The following is a 17176-nucleotide window of genomic DNA, read 5'->3' on the forward strand; positions in this document are numbered from 1 at the left end:
TGAATCGATCGCGCTCAAGCGACAACCCTAGGGAGTAAATGTGACCCGCGCCATATGCTCGGAGGTCAGAGTTGCGCTCGACATTTGTCCCCTCGGCACAAACTCCGATCAGAATCTGGCATTAGCGAAAGTCTCGCGATTTGGCCGTGACTCGGAGATCCATCAGCTGCATCCGGTCTGCTACGACAGTGACAGCGCCTTCTGCATTCTGCACCTTTCCTCGAATAAGCAACGCCGGCGCCGTATTTGCCAGTTTTCGGTACTTTGCCCACAACCCCACCGAACACACCACGTTGACCATGCCGGTTTCGTCCTCGAGGTTGATGAACGTGACGCCCGCAGCTGTTGCCGGACGCTGCCGGTGCGTGACCGCTCCCCCCACCAGCACACGGTCACCGTCCGGGATGTCGAGAAGTCTCGACGCCGGCACCACGCCGAGCGCGTCGAGCTGCGGGCGGAGAAACTGTGTCGGGTAGGTGTCGGGAGATACTCCTGTCGCCCAGACATCCGCTGCCGCCAGTTCGACGTCGCTCATGCCGGGCAGAGTGGGAGCTGTGACCGATGCACCGATACCGGGCAAGCGGTCGGGACGCTCCCCCGCAGCAGCGCCCGCTGCCCACAGCGCTTCTCTACGCGAGATACCGAAGCTGGCCAGCGCCCCGGCGGTCGCCAGCGATTCAGCTTGTGCGGTAGTCAGTTCCACCCGCCCGGTCAGATCGAGAAACGACGTGAACGGTCCAGCGAGGTCGCGCTGTTCGACGATCTTCTCGGCCAGTGCATCGCCGATGTTGCGCACTTCCCCTAATCCCAGCCGAACCTCGAATCCACCTGCCTCGACGGCGGCGTGCGCGAGGCTGACGTTGATATCGGCACCGTGTACCTGCACTCCGTGCCTGCGCGCATCGGCAACCAGGGACTGCGGTGAGTAGAAACCCATGGGCTGCGCGCGCAGAAGCCCAGCGCAGAACGCAGCGGGGTGATGGAGTTTGAACCACGAGGAGTAGAAGACCAGCGCGGCAAAACTTTGTGAATGGCTTTCCGGGAAACCGAAATTGGCAAACGCATACAGCTTTTCGTAGATCCGGTCGGCAACCTCGTCGCCGATACCGTGTAGGTCTCGCATGCCCTGGTACAGCCTCGCCCGCAGTTGCTCCATCTTCTCGGTCGAGCGTTTCGATCCCATTGCCCGACGCAATTGGTCGGCCTCGGACGGTGTGAAACCCGCAACGTCGACGGCCATCTGCATCAACTGTTCTTGGAACAGCGGAACTCCCAGCGTGCGTTCGAGTGCCTTCTCGAGCGATGGATGGTCGTAGGACACAGGTTCGAGTTTGTTGCGCCGACGAATGTACGGATGCACTGATCCGCCTTGAATCGGCCCCGGACGGATGAGCGCGACTTCGACCACCAGGTCGTAGAAGTTTCGAGGCTTCAGACGCGGCAGTGTCGCCATCTGCGCACGTGATTCCACTTGGAATACCCCCACCGAATCTGCCCGCTGCAGCATCTCGTACACCGCTGTTTCCGACAGATCGAGTTGCGCCAGATCGACTGTGATGCCTTTGTGTTCGGCCACCAGATCCATCATGTAGTGCAAAGCGGAAAGCATGCCGAGACCGAGCAGATCGAACTTGACCAGCCCAGCGGCAGCACAATCGTCCTTGTCCCATTGCAAGACACTGCGATTGGCCATCCGCGCCCACTCCACCGGGCAGACGTCGGCGATGGGACGATCACAGATGACCATGCCGCCTGAGTGGATGCCCAGGTGCCGCGGATAGCCTTCGATCTGCGCCGCCAGTTCGAGTACCGGACGCGGAATATCGGTATCCGCGTTCTTGTCGATACCACCCCACCGGCCGACCTGCTTACTCCACGCATCTTGCTGGCCCTGCGAAAAGCCAAGTGCCCGAGCCATGTCCCGCACCGATGATTTTCCTCGATAGGTGATGACATTGGCGACCTGCGCGGCATACGTACGCCCGTACTTCGCGTACACGTGCTGGATCGCCTCTTCCCGGCGATCGGACTCGATGTCCACGTCGATGTCGGGCGGGCCGTCACGCTCGGGCGCAAGAAACCTCTCGAACAGCAATTTGTTGCGAACCGGATCGACATTGGTAATGCCGATCGCATAACACACCGCCGAGTTCGCGGCGGAACCTCTTCCCTGACAGAGGATGTCGTTGTTCTTGCAGAACGAGACGATGTCATGCACCACCAGGAAGTATCCGGGAAAATTCAATCCCGCGATGATGGCAAGCTCGTGTTCGAGCTGTTTGTATGCCTTCGGTGCACTTTCCGGTGGACCGTAGCGCTCCATGGCTCCCACCATGGTGAGCTCACGTAACCACGACGCCTCGGTATGCCCGGCGGGAACGTCGAACGGTGGCAATTTGGGTGCGATGAGTTTGAGGTCGAAAGCGCACTCACGTCCCAGATCGGCGGCACCACTGACGGCCTCGGGATAGAGCGAGAACAGTGTCGCCATCTCCGCGCCGGACCGCAGGTGCGCTCCGCCGGTAGGGGCCAGCCATCCGGCCGCCTCGTCCAAACTTTGACGCGATCGCACAGCTGCCATCGCCATGGCGAGGCGTCGACGCGGCGGAGCGGCGAAGTGCGCGGCGGTGGTCGCCACCGTGCGTAATCCACGCTCTCTCGCCAGTTCGGCCAGAACTGCATTGCGCTCGTCGTCCTCCGCCAGCCCGTGATGGGTGAGCTCCACCGACACTCGCTCCGCCCCGAAACGCTCGACCAGATCCTGCAAGGCCTCCGCCGCAGCTTTGCGACCACCCGACGTCAAGGCCTGCCGCACATGACCTTTGCGGCACCCGGTCAGGATCTGCCAGTGCCCACCGGCCGCTTCGGTCAGCACGTCGTAGTTGTACTGCAGTTTGCCCTTCTCACCGCCGGCCAAATGCGCGGCGGCGATCTCCCGCGAGAGACGGCGATACCCTTCCTGCCCACGGGCAAGTACCAGGAGGTGCGTTCCACCGGGATCAGCCGTCCCGGTCCTGGGTACCGAATCCAGGGACAACTCGGCCCCGAACACGGTGCGCATTCCCCATTCACGTGCGGCTTCCGCAAACCTCACCACGCCGTAGAACCCGTCGTGATCGGTGACGGCGATAGCTTCGAGCCCGAGACGCACTGCTTCTTCGACCAGCTCTTCCGGCGGCGATGCGCCGTCGAGGAAACTGAAGGCCGAGTGAGCATGCAACTCTGCGTAAGGAACCACGCCGGTACCACGGGTGAGCTCGCCAGCGTGGTACTCGCCGCGCTTTCGCGACCAGGCGGGGCTGTCGCTTCCATCGCCAGGGAACAAATCCTCGTGTTCCACGCGGCCGGGCCGCCCTGAAAGCACCCGTTCCATCTCGGACCACGTCGGCGGCCCATTTCCCCAACCCACACTGACCTCGCACCTGATCGAGCCGGCCGTCACGGACGACCGACTGCTCGAGGATGCCGAAAGGGAAGACGCACCACATGCATCGAACTGATGTTCGATGCAGATTCAGTCTGACAGGTCACTCACTCGCAGTCAACAGAGCGAATCCCAACCCTCACCGTCTCGTCACATTCAGATGTACGCATGTCTGCACTCCGTTCACTTTGGACCCAGATCATTAGCGGCGTTCATCATCTCCATCCACACTGTTTCCAGGAGTACTACTCGTATGTCGTTCTCGCGCAACACACGTAGGTTGACGGCCGTCGCCGGCGCCGTCGCCGTTCTGGCCGCTGCGGGCTGCAGCAGCAGTGCCGACGAGGCAACAGGCTCGAACGGCACGACCGTCGATCGAGCCGCGACCGGCGAACTGTCCTCGAACGGTGGTGCTCGTCGTATCGACGGTGATCAGTCGGCCGTAGTGCGCGACGCCGTCAACGCTTCCGGCGCGAAGAACGTGATTCTCTTGATCGGCGACGGCATGGGCGACTCGGAGATCACCGCCGCGCGCAACTACGCCGAGGGCGCTGCCGGCAGCTTCCCCGGTCTCGACGCCCTGCCGATCACCGGCCAGTACACGCACTACGCACTGACCAAGGACGGCAAGCCCGACTACGTCACCGACTCCGCAGCCAGCGGATCGGCGTGGTCCACCGGCACCAAGACCTACAACGGCGCGATTTCCGTCGACATCAAGGGTCAGGCCCAGTCGACCGTCCTCGAGATCGCCAAGGCGAACGGCAAGGCCACCGGCAACGTCTCCACCGCCGAGGTGCAGGACGCCACCCCCGCAGTGCAGGTCGCGCACGTCAGTGGCCGCAAGTGCTACGGACCGGAGGCGACGTCCAAGTCCTGCCCGGAGAACGCCCTCGAGAACGGCGGCAAGGGATCGATCAGCGAACAGCTCCTCGACACCCGCGCCGACGTCACCTTCGCCGGTGGTGCCAAGTCCTTCGCCGAGACTGCGAAAGCCGGTGACTGGCAGGGCAAGACACTCAACGAGCAGGCCGCGGCTCGCGGCTACCAGCTGGTGGAGAACGTCGCCGAGATGAACGAGGTCGGCAAGGCCGATCAGGATGCGCCCGTGCTCGGCTTGTTCGCCGACGGCAACATGCCCGTCCGCTGGGAAGGATCCGTCGCCACCCGCGACGGTTACCTGCAGCCCGCCGAAACCTGCGTCGACAACCCCAAGCGAACCTCCGACGTACCCAAGCTCGCGGACATGACTCAGAAGGCCATCGACCTACTGAAGGTCAACGACAACGGATTCTTCCTCCAGGTCGAAGGCGCCTCGATCGACAAGCAGGATCACGCAGCCAACGCATGCGGTCAGATCGGTGAAACCGTCGACCTCGACGAAGCTGTGCAGAAGGCACTCGAATTCGCGAAGACCGACGGAGAAACCCTGGTCATCGTCACAGCCGACCACGCTCACACCAGTCAGATCGTCACCAATGTCAGCGCCGACGACATCGCCACCATCGCCAAGGACCAGAACATCCCGGTCGAGCGCGCCCAGGAAATCGTCTACCCCGGCCTGACCCGCAAGCTGACCACCAAGGACGGCTCGGAGATGACGATCAGCTACGGAACGTCCGAAGATCCGGCCGTCGAGTCCGAAGGACATACCGGAACTCAGTTGCGCGTGGCAGCTTTCGGCCCCCATGCGGCCAACGTCAGCGGTCTCACGGACCAAACCGATCTGTTCTTCACGATGACCGACGCGCTGGGGCTCGACCGTTCCAAGGTCGCAGCGCACTGACCTGAGAAACACCCGACCCGGTAATTCCTGGGTCCAGTCACACCAGAGCTGCCAAGGCGCGCACCCGATCTTCGGGTGCGCGCTTCGGGCAACTGGTGCACTTTCCTTCACCGGGCACCTCGTAGATCAGGCAGCACGACGCCCGCTGCGTGAATCTACGTCGCCCGAATGCCACCGGCTCCAATGGATTGGAAACGCGCACAACACTTTCACTGCGGTCGACATCAACGAAACGCGGGGCCGGAATGCCCGGGTTCTCACCGCGGAGAACATCGATCAGGCCGGCAGCAAATGCACTTCCACGCTCCCGCGCCCTACCGGCCGCGTCAAGGCTGCGATTGGCGATGGAGTCCGCCGCGATCGCCCACAGCGCCTGCTGCCGAACGCCGGACACGTCGGCGAGTACCTCGATCACGGGACCGAGCGAGCCGAACATCGCGCGACCCAACTCCGCCACACTCTGCGAGATCGGAATGACCGAACCGGCAGCAAACCCACCCAGATAGCCGTTGTCACGCAGGAAGATCCGTCCACCATCCAGCGACGGATCGGCCGCGAACCCGGTAACCATTCCGGTTCCGATCGGAATGCCTGCCAGCGTTGAGCTGGCCGAGTACCACCACAACGTGCCGTTGACTCGACTGTCCGCGCTCCCCCATCGCTTGGCCGTATCGGCGACGCGAGCTGCCAACCATTGGGGGTCGGTCATCAACACCGCGGGTACCGTTTCCGGATACGCGGTCAGGTCGTCGAAGAACGGCACAGCTGCTGCCATACGGGCGTAGACCCCGGCTATAGATTCCGTCATGCCAGCCCCAATATCTCCATCCGCGGGCGTACTCCGCGTTCGACTCGCGCCCTGATACCGAAAACCTCGGCCAACAACGGCTCGTCCAACACCTCGACCGTAGACCCACACGCGCGGAGTTCACCATCGGTGAGCACAGCAAGGTTGTCGCAGTACTCGACTGCCAACCGTAGATCGTGCATCGTGACCACAACCGCGAGCCCCGCCGAAGCAAGCTCGGCCAGCAATTCCATCACGATCAGCTGGTGCCGAAGATCGAGATGATTGGTCGGCTCGTCCAACAACAGAACCTTGGGCTCCTGAGCCAACGCGCGAGCTATCGAGACACGTTGCCGCTCACCACCCGACAGGGTCGACACGTCTCGTCCGGCAAGCTCGACCAAACCGACCTGCTCGATGCACCGGTCCACGATGGCGGTATCCCGCTCCGTGCTTCGGTCCAACCAGCTCCGGTGTGGAGTTCGTCCGAGTGCGATCGATTCGCGAACCGAAAGACCCGCCGAGACAGTAGGTTCCTGGACGCTCGCCGAGATGGTTTTGGCGATGTCCTTGCGCGAGAGCGTCGTCGAGTCGGTCTGATCGATCAGAACTGCGCCACCAGTCGGCGTCAAAGCGTTGTAGCAGCAGCGCAGCGCCGTCGTCTTGCCACTGCCGTTCGGCCCGACCAAGCCCAATATTTCACCGGACTTGACTGCGAAAGTGATGCCGCGCAACACTTCGCGATTTCCGAGCCGCGCCCGGGTCTCGACGAGTTCGAGCAGGGGCGCAGTTTCAGAGTCTTTCGGGAGTGTCACTGTTCTGGCCTGTGTCACTGTTCGAGCCTCCGATACTGCCGGTAGAGCATCCAGACGAAAATCGGCGCACCGACGAGGGCGGTGATCACCCCGACCGGGACTTCAGTGGATTGCGCCACCGAGCGCGCAGCGGTATCCGCGGCAACCATCGCGACGGCGCCCAGCAGGGCTGCAGCAGGGAGCAGTCGAATTGCTCTGGTGCCGACGATGAAGCCGGCCAGATGCGGGATCAGCAGACCGATGAAACCGATTCCACCGGCAACGCTGACTGCTGCGCCCGCCAGTACGGAGACCGCGAGCAAGGACAAGACACGGAACCGTCGGACGTTCATACCGAGTGCAGCAGCCCCGTCGTCACCGGTCTGCAACACGTCCATCCATCGCGAACTGAACAGAAGGGCTGTGCCGACGACGACCAGTGTGATTGTCGGGAAGATCAGCGTCGACCATCGCGCATCTCCGAATCCGCCGGCGAGCCAGTGCATCACCGACGCCACGTGCCGATCGTCGGCCAACACCAGGATGCAAAAGGTGATGAGCGCCGAGAATATCTGGGCGAGCGCGACACCCACCAAAATAATCGCGGTCGGCTGCGGATACCGGCCGCCGATCAGCAGTGCGAGAAACAACGGGATCATCGCCCCGACGAATGCTGCGACCGGAATCGTGAAAACCCCGAGGAGGCCGGCGCCGAAACCCAGCACCGACACGAGCACCACCATGAATCCCGCACCCGACGAAACTCCGAGCAGATACGGGTCGGCAAGAGGATTCCGTGTGACAACCTGAGCAACAGCACCCGACATCGCCAAGGAGGCACCCACCACCGCAGCCGTGAGGGCACGCGGTAAGCGAGAATCGATCACGATCGACTCCCGCGCCGCGGTCCACCATGTCTCGAAAGTCCCTGGCGCCAAACGAGCTCCGACTATCGCCCACACGTCACCGACGGGAATGCGAACCGATCCCAAGGAGACGGCCAACCCCAGTACGATCGCCAAGGCGCACGCCAAGCCGACGAGCAGGGCGCCGTACCCGTAACGCGTGCGAGTCACTTCGCCGCGTCAGCGCCCGGATGGAAGGCCGTCGCGATGGTCTGTGCCGAACGCACCAACCGCGAACTCTCGAACAGGTCCGCGAGAGGGACCACGACAAACCGGTTCTGCTGCACAGCAGGGGTGGTCGCCATCAACGGCTGGGCACGGAGGAAGTCGATCTTCTGCTCGGCTGTCTTGTCGCCGTAGTCGATGACCACGATCGCCTGGGGTGCACGCTCGGCAACAGCTTCCCACGATGCGTCGATGTAGGGCTTTGTCCCTTCGGCGAAGATGTTCGAGACACCGGAGTATTCCGCGACCAATTGACCGACGCCGACTCCGCCGATTGTCGTCGGAACCTGGTCACCGCTGTCGTAGAAGAAGGTCGGCACCGGCGCTGCGTCCCCGACCGATGCGCGGACGGAATCGAGACCACTGCTGATCTCTTCGGCTACCTCGCGGGCCGAATCTTCGACGCCCAGGAGTCGACCGAGTTGTGTGTAGTCGTTCTCGAGCAATCCGATGTCGGGGAAACCGGTGCCACAGTATTCGGAGAAGAGGAAGGTGTTGATTCCTCGCTCGCCGAAGGCGTCTCGTGAACGCCCTTGCTTCTCGTTGAAGGCACTGGTCATTCCTCCGACCACGAAGTCGGGATCGACGTCGAGGACTTGCTCCATGCTGGGGAAGGTGTCGGAGAGACTGGGAATGCTGTTGAACTGATCGGCCGTCTCAGCAGTTGGTGGGTTGTCGCTGTACGCCCGACCGACAATCCGATCACCCGCGCCGATCTCGATAAGGGCTTCGGTGACGTGTCCGTTCAAGGACACGATGCGCTGCGGCGGCGAATCGAACGTCATCTCGCGATCGCAGTTGGTCACGGACACCGGCTGTGCGAAGGATTCCGCAGCAGACGCTGACTCTGATTCCTGGCCTTTGGAACAACCTGCCGAAACCAAGGCGACCGCAACAAGAACGGCGGCGGCACGGGACGGGGAGAACTGAAGTGACACGGGGACCTCGTAAGGGCTCTGAGCCACGAATGAGAATCCGACAGACAACTCCGCCCGCACGCTGATCCTCGGCCAGAGCTCCTGCTGGACTTCCTTTTCGTAGACCACGACGAATGGATGTCGCACACCGCGCGGTGGGTAATCGGGCTTGCCGACGCTCGGTGACTACCGAGAATCGACCTACCGTTGCGGGTCAGCGCCGGATTCGGACCGGCTTCCCCCACACGCGTGGCTTGCAAGTGCTTCGAGCAGTATGCATGACGTTTCCGATTCAAGACCAAACGCCCACTACAGTCGATCTGGCCAGACGCCCCCACACACCGGAGTTGATACATGACACGCTGGGCCCAAACCGTCGTTGCCCGGAAATGGTGGGTACTGAGCCTCGCGGTTCTGATAGTTCTCATCAGTGGAGTGTGGGGACTCGGAGTGTTCGGCAAGCTCAGCCAGGGCGGATTCATCGATCCGGGCAGCGACTCCGCGAAGGTCGCCGACATCATCGAGGACAATCTCGGACCGCAGACCCCGGACATCATCGCGATCTACTCACCCACCGACGGTAAGACCCTGGACGACATCGGGCCGGCGGTGACGGCCGCGGTCGACCAGTTCAAAACGGAAGTGCCGACGGCGTCGGTGAAGTCGTATTGGGGAACGGACGCGGCGGCCAAGGCCAGTCTGCTCTCGAACGACGGATCCATGGGCGCCGTTGCGATCACGTTGGCACCGGACTCGGGAGTCACGCCGGCCACTTTCGCCGATCTCTTGCCGAAGCTCGAAGTCGAAGGCGCCGAGGCACAATTCGCGGGCAACACCGTCGTCGGCGTCGCATTCAACACCAAACTCGAGAAAGACCTGGTTGTTGCCGAGGCCATCGCCATTCCGATCACTCTGGTGCTGCTGGTCTTCATCTTCGGCGGCGTCGTCGCTGCCGCGGTTCCGGTGTTCGTGGGCGTACTCAGCGTCCTGAGCGCATTGGCGGTTCTCCGGATCCTCACCTTGATCACCGATGTGTCCTCATTCTCGATCAACGTCGCTTCTCTTCTCGGGTTGGGACTGGCGATCGACTACGGACTCTTCGTGGTCGGCCGGTTCCGTGAAGAACTGAATTCAGGCTCGGATCCGGGAGCTGCTGCCCAGCGAACAGTTCTGACGGCGGGTCGCACCGTCATGTTCTCGGGTCTACTGCTGATCTGTGCGTTCAGCGGCATGCTCGTTTTCCCCCAGGCCGTCATCCGATCTCTGGGCTTCGGCGCGATCGCTGCGGTACTGAGCGCGGCCGTCCTGTCGCTGACTGCTGTGCCTGCGCTGCTTGCCATTCTGGGTCACCGCATCAATGCCCTGACGTGGCGCAAGGACGCGGCACAACGCGGCGAGGAACGCTCGCGCAAATTCTGGGGCCGCGTCGTCACGTGGGTGATGAAGCGTCCGGTGGCGGTCTCGGTGACGATCGTCGCCGTGCTGCTCGTGATGGCCTCGCCTCTGCTCGGCGCCCGTCTGGGAGAGCTCTCGTACACCGCCCTGCCGGACAACGACCCCGCTCGTGTCGCGATGGATACATTGGTCAACGACTTCCCGCAGACCGGAAACGGCGCGACGATGATCCTGCAGGCCGAGGACGGGAACACTCTCACCCCGGCCGAAGGTGCAGCGATCGCCGAGTCCGCCGGTCAGGTCGAGGGCATCGGTCAGGCAACCGTGGTTGCGAGCACCAATCAACTCATCGCGGTTCAGGCGCTGTACAGCGAGGGATCCACGCCCCAATCGCAGAGCGCCGCAGTCACGGATCTACGAGAGATCTCCGCTCCGGACGGAACGGTGCTGCTTGTCGGCGGCGGTCAAGCCATGGTCGACGACGGCAACAACGCCGTCCTGCACTGGCTACCGGTGATGATCCTCATCATGGTCGGATCCACCCTGATCCTGTTGTTCCTTGCATTCGGGTCGGTGGTCCTGCCCATCAAAGCGGTGCTGATGGCAGCCCTGAGCCTCGCGACCACCTTCGGCGTCCTGACCTTCGTCTTTCAGGACGGACACGGCGTCGAACTCCTCGGGGTCAGTCAAACTCCGCTGGAAGCGACGTTCGTTGTGCTCATCCTGGCGGTGGTCTTCGGATTGTCCACGGACTACGAGGTTTTCCTGATGTCCCGGATGGTCGAGGCCAAGAACGCGGGTGCGACGACAGAGGAAGCGGTCAAGTTCGGAACCGAGCGCACCGGCCGCATCGTGACGGCTGCCGCCTTACTCCTGATCGTGGTGACCGGGGCCTTCGCGATGTCCGGGCTGTCGGTGATGAAGTTCCTGGGCGTCGGCATGATCGTCGCACTGATCGTCGACGCGACCATCATCCGCATGTTGCTCGTGCCCTCGCTCGTGAAGTTGATGGGCGAAGCGAACTGGTGGGCTCCCGCGTGGATGAAAAAGCTTCATGCGAAGGTCGGCATCGGCCACTGATTTTGGGCCACTGATTTCTGGCCACTGATCGCGCACTAGTGGATTTCCCTGATCGGGCAGTCGTCCTCGAGGATGACTGCCCGATCGTCTAAATCGCTCCGCAGGGCGATGTTCTCCGAAGCTGATTTCGTCAGACTTGGAGCATGACAATTTTCGAATGGATCCTTGCTATCCCCGCTCTTGCGCTTGCCGTCGCGTTCTTGTTCTCCGGAATCATCTCCGCGGGCATCGACTTCGACGCCGAGGACGGGGTCATGACGCATTGATGTTCGTTTCCCTCTAGCCGCTGATCTTACTTTGGAGTAAGTTACCGACTATGGCCACATACATCGTCACTGGCGGTACCGGATTTCTCGGACGAGCTGCACTGCCACTCCTGCTCGAGCGTGATCAAACTGCTCAGATCCATGTGCTGGTCAGAGCCGGTTCTGTCGCCAAACTCGAAGAACAGGTGTCGGCAATTCCCGGCGGCGATCGCGTGCATCCGCTCATTGGAGATCTGACGGAGCCTGGGTTGGGCATCGATTCTCCCCCACCTGCCGACCACGTCCTTCACCTCGGCGCGATCTACGACATCACCGCCGGAGACGAGCAGGCTTCGACGAATGTCGAGGGCACACGCTCCGTGGTCGACCTTGCCGCACAGCTGGGAGCCACTCTTCATCACGTGTCATCAGTCGCAGTTGCGGGCGACTACCCGGGAACCTTCAGCGAAACCGATTTCGATTGCGGTCAAGGCTTTCCCACGCCGTACCACCGAACCAAGTTCGAGGCCGAGAAAATCGTTCGGGAACGAGAAGGCCTCACCTGGCGTGTCTATCGACCCTCTGCCGTGGTCGGTAACTCCGTCACCGGAGAGATGGACAAGATCGACGGTCCGTATTACTTGTTCCCAGGACTGGCGCTACTCGCGAAACTACCTGCAGCACTCCCCGTCCCGATCCCCAACCTCGGCGCGACCAACGTGGTGCCCGTCGATTACGTGGCCGCCGCCCTCGTCGAATTGATGCATGTACCCGGCCATGACGGCGAAGCATTCCATCTCGTGAATCCGAAACCTCAACCGGTACGCGAAATCTATGCCGGACTCGCCAAGGCCGCCGGAGCGCCGCGGCCCGCACTCAGCCTGCCGGGCGTGATCGCCAAACCCTTCGTATCGCCGTTGCCGATGGATTCGGCAGAATCGGCACGGAAGGTCTTCCTCGATCGCATCGGCATGCCTGCAGCATTACTCGACAACATGACGATGGCGCCGACATTCACCTCCGCGAGAACCGTTGCCGCCCTATCCGGATCGGGACTGGCGGTCCCCGAGTTCGGGTCGTACTCGACTGTGTTGTGGAAGTACTGGCGCGCAAACCTCGATCCCAATCGCGCACGTCGCAAGCATCCCGAAGGACCACTCGTCGGGCGGATAGTTCTGATCACCGGAGGCTCGTCCGGAATCGGCAAGGCATCTGCCATTGCCGCCGCTCAGAAAGGCGCCACCGTTCTCCTGATCGCGCGCCGCACCGACGAACTCGATGCCGCGGTACAGGAGATTCGATCAGCCGGGGGCAAGGCATTCGGTTATCCCTGCGACATCACCGACGACGAATCGGTCCAGCACACGATCAAAAGCATTCTGGCAGAACATGATCACGTGGACATGCTGGTCAACAACGCCGGCCGATCAATCCGACGCGGTATCTACCACTCCACAGATCGTTTCCACGACTACGAACGAACGATGGCCGTGAATTACTTCGGCGCTGTGCGATTGGTTCTGGCATTGTTGCCGACCATGCGTTCTCGCCGCTTCGGCCACATCGTGAACATCAGTAGCGCGGGAGTTCAAGCGGCGACGCCCCGATTCTCGGCCTACGTGGCGAGCAAAGCTGCCCTCGACGGTTTCTCGGACGTAGCCGCCTCCGAAACCCTGGCAGACGGAATCACTTTCACGACTATCCACATGCCGCTGGTCGAAACACCGATGATCGCTCCGACCGGCGAATACAACAACGGCCCGATCACCAGCCCGGAAAAAGCTGCGGCAATGGTGATCCGCGCGCTGATCGACCGCCCCAAACGCATCGACGTGCCACTGGGAACTTTGGGCGATCTGGGAACCCTGTTCGCACCGCACACCAAGGACCGGATCCTCAACCAGATGTACCAGGCCTTCCCCGATTCTCCGGCGGCAAAGGGTCAGGTAGACAAGGAAACTCCGGCAGACGTTCCGGCAACACCGACGCGTCAGCATCATTCACGTTCGCGCATCCGCAAACTCGGCCGACGCGCTGCCCGACTCGTGCCTGGGACGCACTGGTGACCGGTCGTGCGACTTCGCCCCCGAGGGCATTCGTCAGAGGAACGGACAAGAGGAACGGGTCTGCGGGTTCAGTCGCCGAATCCTCACCGGGGTCACGCTGGCAAAAGCAATCAACCGCCAGCTGCACAGGGTTCCGTATCGGTGCCTGATCGTGGGACCACCAGACCAGACTCGTAGGCGATGACGACAGCGTGCGTTCGATTCTGAGCACCGAGCTTTGCCAGCACATTTCCAACGTGCGTCTTCACCGTCTCCAGGCTCACCACCAGAACCTGAGCAACATCCGAGTTGGACAGCCCGGTGGCCATCAACCGCAGTACCTCTTCCTCCTTTGCTGTCAGCGCTGCATTCGGGAACGCCTCGGCGGAAACCAATGGACGGGGCGTAACCATCCGGCGTAGCGCGGCAGGGAACAGGATCACTTCGCCCGCCGCCACTACCCGTACTGCCGCTGCGATCTGCGGGACTGGGAGCCGCTTCAGCACGAAGCCACTCGCACCCGCACTGAGCGCGGCCGTGACGTAGCCATCGTTCTCGAAAGTGGTGATTACCAAGACTTTCGGCGGTTCGGTGCACTCGGCCTGGAGGTGCCAGGTTGCCTCTATACCGTTGCGCAGCGGCATCCGCACGTCCATCAGCACCACATCCGGACGAAGTTGCCGCGAAAGCTCCACTGCTTCGATACCGTCGGAAGCCTCGCCGACGACCACAATCCCGGGCTGAGCTGCGAGCAGCATACGCAGGCCGCTGCGGGTGACGTCGTCGTCATCCGCAATCAGCAGGGTGACTGGCATGCTTGCAGGGTTGGAGGCGTCCTCACTCCAGTTGGCTTCGGTCATCGTGCCACCCGTACCGGCAACTGAACACTCAATCGCCAGCCCTGGGCTCCGTCCGGTCCAGCCTTGAACTCACCGTTCAAGAGTCGCACGCGCTCGGCCAGACCGCCCAGGCCGCGCCCTGATCTTCGAACTACGTCTTCCTTTCCCCCCGTCACTGCCCCGATGCTGTTGACCACTCTGAGCTCGACGCTCTCCGAGCCGACTGCCACCGTGATTTCGATCGGCCCACTGTCCCCGTGCCGCAGAGCATTGGTCGTCCCCTCTTGCAGGATCCGGTACGCCGCGCGCGAGAGTGTCCCCTGGATCTGTGAAAGGTCACCCGACAGGTTCACCTCCACAACCGCCCCCGCATGCCGCAACCGATCAACTAACGCAGGCAAGTCCGACAGCGTCCGAGAAGGTACAGCCCCAGGCCTCTCCTCGCGAAGTACACCCAGTACATAGTCCAGGTCCTCGAGCGCTGCCCGTGTCGACTCCTCGATGCTACGCATGGCGGCCCTCGCGGCGGCAGGATCGGAGGCAAGCACCTCGCCCGCCACCGCCGCCTGGATCGTGGCGGCGGTGAGCGTGTGCCCGATCGAGTCGTGCAACTCGTGAGCGACCCGATTACGTTCGGCCAGTTGCAGTTCACGTTCTTCCGCCAGCGCGAGCCGTTCGGCCGTGGACGGCCCCAACAGTCGTGGCGCCAGCCACCTCAGCAGTGTTGCCACCAGGACACAAATTCCTGCCGCAAGCAGGAGGCAGCCGGCCGCCACAACCCAGGTCCATCCACCCGTCACGTCAACCGACGTATCGAACAGACTGATTCGCGCCGTGCCGCCGAGCCAGTTCCCCGGGAGCGAAATCCCCATGATGAAAAGGACGATGGCCGCGAGCGCCGCCATCCAGCCCACCATGACATGCAGGACAATCCAGAGCGGGGCACGCCAACGATCAATGTCCGAGAGGTTGGGAGTACGGTGTCCGAGCGCTGGGCTCGGCAGCGACACCTGCAGAAGTCGGCGGGCAGACACGATGAGCGCGCGTCGCACAGGATGTGCCAGGCCGAGTGCTCCCACCAGAGTCACCCATATGAGCAGGACCGAAAGCGCCCGGACGAACTCGGGTGCGGATTGCCACACGAGAGCAGGCAACATAGCAACCACCAGAAGTGGCAGGCTCGCCAACACACCACAAAAGGCGAAAAGCACAGCTGAGTATGTAGAGCCCCGCATCAGCGGTCGTAATCCTGTGATCATGATTCGACCAGTATGACTGGGCCGCTCGGCGATGGCCTCCCCCAATCGAGGGAGATGGTTTTCCCGCGTCGGAGCGATGCGCGACCGATCCTCAAGCAGACACGATCGTGTCCAGACCGATCAATCTCTCCAAGGAGTTCTACTGATGCGTCGCTACAGTCGACAGGGCCAACTTAACTCACCCCGAAGACAAGGCCGGAAACGGCACCGCGCCCTCTGTTCCGTCGCAATGACTCTCAGCGTGGTCACCCTCGGCGCGTGCTCGTCGACCGCAGATACTGCCGCTGCGGGGCACGATACGGTTCAACGCTCACTCGACGCACTGGTGAGCGAGGACGGACTACCCGCCGCCCTCGCAAGCGTCCAAGACCGAAACGGTAACTCCCACAACTACACCGCAGGAGTCGGTGACCTGACCACCGGATCAGAGGTGCCGCACAACGGCCAGATACGGATCGGCAGCAACACCAAAACCTTCACCGCAGTAGTGGTCCTGCAACTGGTCGCCGAAGGAAAGATCGAACTCGACACCCCCATCGAGACCTACCTACCCGGACTCGTCCGCGGAGAAGGGATCGACGGCCACAACATCACCATCCGCCAACTCCTCCAACACACCAGCGGACTCCCCAACTACAGCAACTACCTGGAAGACGAAGTCCGATACTACGATCCACGCGAACTTCTCGACATCGCGCTCGAACATCCCGCCGACTTCGCCCCCGGAACGAGTTGGAAGTACAGCAACACCAACTACGTCCTCGCCGGCCTACTCGTACAGAAGATCACCGAAAAACCCCTCGCCGAGGAGATGAACCGGCGAATCTTCGCGCCGATCGACTTGCAGCACACGTACTTTCCTGAACCATACGACGAGAAGATCTCGGAACTCCACCCCCGCGGCTACTACCGGGAGTCATCGGACGCGCCTCCCGTCGACATCACAGAGATAGACCCCTCGTGGGGATGGGCAGCAGGGCAGCTGATCTCCACCACCTCGGACCTCAACCAGTTTCTCCACGCACTCCTCGACGGACGACTGCTCCCCGCAGCCCAACTCGACCAGATGCGCACTACCGTCCCCGCGGAGGAAACCTTCGGACCCGGGGCCCGCTACGGACTTGGATTGGTCAGCCGGCCGCTACCGTGTGGCGGCCTGTCCTGGAGCCACGGCGGCAGTTTCCCTGGATACGAGACACGCGGGGGCGCTACCGACGACGGACGCGAAGCGAACATCGCGGTCACCATGCAAGTCGCCGACGATGCCACCCGGAGAAAACTCGAACACGCGGTGGATATCGCCCTTTGCCGCTGAGGCTCTCCTGTCAATCGCCAAAAGTCGCCTACTCCGGAATAACTCGTCAAACCGACAGTATCGGCTGCGAGACGCGGGACTCCGAGGTGCAGCCAGCTACACCCCATACGCTCCGGCACGCACCACCGAGAGACTGCACTTCGCACCATGGAGGAGGCGT

Annotated in this window: 12 protein-coding genes and 1 riboswitch; of the genes, 5 read left to right on the top strand and 7 right to left on the bottom strand. The window is 62.3% G+C overall.

What is annotated here, in order from left to right; all coding sequences use genetic code 11:
• Positions 1 to 121: 121 nt before the first annotated feature.
• Positions 122 to 3409, bottom strand: a complete 3288-nt coding sequence (locus tag ACFWAD_RS15565) for an error-prone DNA polymerase (protein WP_378545219.1) — start codon at positions 3407 to 3409, stop codon at positions 122 to 124.
• Positions 3410 to 3677: 268 nt separating this feature from the next.
• Here ACFWAD_RS15565 and phoA point away from each other — a divergent pair, with 268 nt between their 5' ends.
• Positions 3678 to 5210: an alkaline phosphatase gene (phoA, locus tag ACFWAD_RS15570; protein ID WP_378545222.1), complete on the top strand. Its 1533-nt coding sequence runs from the start codon at positions 3678 to 3680 to the stop codon at positions 5208 to 5210.
• A 37-nt stretch (positions 5211 to 5247) separates the two neighbouring features.
• Here the strand turns inward: phoA and ACFWAD_RS15575 are convergent, their stop codons facing one another.
• The 4 genes from ACFWAD_RS15575 to ACFWAD_RS15590 are packed head-to-tail and all read right to left on the bottom strand — an operon-like array spanning position 5248 to position 8859.
• The gene (locus tag ACFWAD_RS15575; RefSeq protein ID WP_378545225.1) at positions 5248 to 6018 is read right to left on the bottom strand and encodes a (2Fe-2S)-binding protein; all 771 of its coding nucleotides are present in this window, start codon (positions 6016 to 6018) and stop codon (positions 5248 to 5250) included.
• A complete protein-coding gene (locus ACFWAD_RS15580) occupies positions 6015 to 6812 on the bottom strand; it encodes an ABC transporter ATP-binding protein (RefSeq protein ID WP_378545229.1) in 798 nt (265 codons plus the stop codon). Before ACFWAD_RS15580 ends, ACFWAD_RS15575 begins: the two co-directional genes overlap by 4 nt.
• Before the next feature lie 14 nt (positions 6813 to 6826).
• A complete protein-coding gene (locus ACFWAD_RS15585) occupies positions 6827 to 7867 on the bottom strand; it encodes a FecCD family ABC transporter permease (protein ID WP_378534331.1) in 1041 nt (346 codons plus the stop codon).
• Entirely contained in the window at positions 7864 to 8859 is a 996-nt protein-coding gene (locus tag ACFWAD_RS15590; protein WP_378534588.1) for an ABC transporter substrate-binding protein, read from the bottom strand. Before ACFWAD_RS15590 ends, ACFWAD_RS15585 begins: the two co-directional genes overlap by 4 nt.
• A gap of 115 nt (positions 8860 to 8974) precedes the next feature.
• Positions 8975 to 9121: riboswitch (cobalamin riboswitch) on the bottom strand.
• 71 nt (positions 9122 to 9192) lie between these two features.
• On the opposite strand from ACFWAD_RS15590, the gene ACFWAD_RS15595 reads away from it, so the two are divergent.
• From ACFWAD_RS15595 to ACFWAD_RS15605, 3 genes are all read left to right on the top strand, one after another.
• On the top strand, positions 9193 to 11313 hold the full coding sequence (locus ACFWAD_RS15595; protein ID WP_378545232.1) for an MMPL family transporter: 2121 nt from the start codon (positions 9193 to 9195) through the stop codon (positions 11311 to 11313).
• Between the two features lie 143 nt (positions 11314 to 11456).
• Positions 11457 to 11579: a hypothetical protein gene (locus tag ACFWAD_RS15600; RefSeq protein ID WP_003940840.1), complete on the top strand. Its 123-nt coding sequence runs from the start codon at positions 11457 to 11459 to the stop codon at positions 11577 to 11579.
• 50 nt (positions 11580 to 11629) lie between these two features.
• Positions 11630 to 13624, top strand: coding sequence for an SDR family oxidoreductase (locus ACFWAD_RS15605; RefSeq protein WP_378545235.1), 1995 nt, complete (start codon positions 11630 to 11632; stop codon positions 13622 to 13624).
• A 110-nt stretch (positions 13625 to 13734) separates the two neighbouring features.
• Here the strand turns inward: ACFWAD_RS15605 and ACFWAD_RS15610 are convergent, their stop codons facing one another.
• Together ACFWAD_RS15610 and ACFWAD_RS15615 are read right to left on the bottom strand one after the other, a co-directional pair.
• Entirely contained in the window at positions 13735 to 14463 is a 729-nt protein-coding gene (locus tag ACFWAD_RS15610; RefSeq protein ID WP_378545238.1) for a response regulator, read from the bottom strand.
• Positions 14460 to 15599 carry a sensor histidine kinase gene (locus ACFWAD_RS15615; RefSeq protein WP_378545241.1) on the bottom strand — a complete coding sequence of 380 codons (1140 nt, stop codon included), beginning with the start codon at positions 15597 to 15599 and terminating at the stop codon, positions 14460 to 14462. Before ACFWAD_RS15615 ends, ACFWAD_RS15610 begins: the two co-directional genes overlap by 4 nt.
• A gap of 331 nt (positions 15600 to 15930) precedes the next feature.
• On the opposite strand from ACFWAD_RS15615, the gene ACFWAD_RS15620 reads away from it, so the two are divergent.
• Positions 15931 to 17016, top strand: coding sequence for a serine hydrolase domain-containing protein (locus ACFWAD_RS15620; RefSeq protein ID WP_378545244.1), 1086 nt, complete (start codon positions 15931 to 15933; stop codon positions 17014 to 17016).
• Positions 17017 to 17176: the final 160 nt, after the last annotated feature.

The sequence above is a fragment of the Rhodococcus sp. NPDC059969 genome, assembly GCF_042738325.1.
In the GTDB taxonomy this organism is placed as follows: Bacteria; Actinomycetota; Actinomycetes; order Mycobacteriales; family Mycobacteriaceae; genus Rhodococcus_F.

Coding starts and splice junctions, on each gene's coding strand:
- phoA (WP_378545222.1), top strand. CDS start 3,678: ATGTCGTTCTCGCGCAACACACGTAGGTTGACGGCCGTCGCCGGCGCC.
- ACFWAD_RS15575 (WP_378545225.1), bottom strand. CDS start 6,018: ATGACGGAATCTATAGCCGGGGTCTACGCCCGTATGGCAGCAGCTGTG.
- ACFWAD_RS15595 (WP_378545232.1), top strand. CDS start 9,193: ATGACACGCTGGGCCCAAACCGTCGTTGCCCGGAAATGGTGGGTACTG.
- ACFWAD_RS15600 (WP_003940840.1), top strand. CDS start 11,457: ATGACAATTTTCGAATGGATCCTTGCTATCCCCGCTCTTGCGCTTGCC.
- ACFWAD_RS15605 (WP_378545235.1), top strand. CDS start 11,630: ATGGCCACATACATCGTCACTGGCGGTACCGGATTTCTCGGACGAGCT.
- ACFWAD_RS15610 (WP_378545238.1), bottom strand. CDS start 14,463: ATGACCGAAGCCAACTGGAGTGAGGACGCCTCCAACCCTGCAAGCATG.
- ACFWAD_RS15615 (WP_378545241.1), bottom strand. CDS start 15,599: ATGTTGCCTGCTCTCGTGTGGCAATCCGCACCCGAGTTCGTCCGGGCG.
- ACFWAD_RS15620 (WP_378545244.1), top strand. CDS start 15,931: ATGACTCTCAGCGTGGTCACCCTCGGCGCGTGCTCGTCGACCGCAGAT.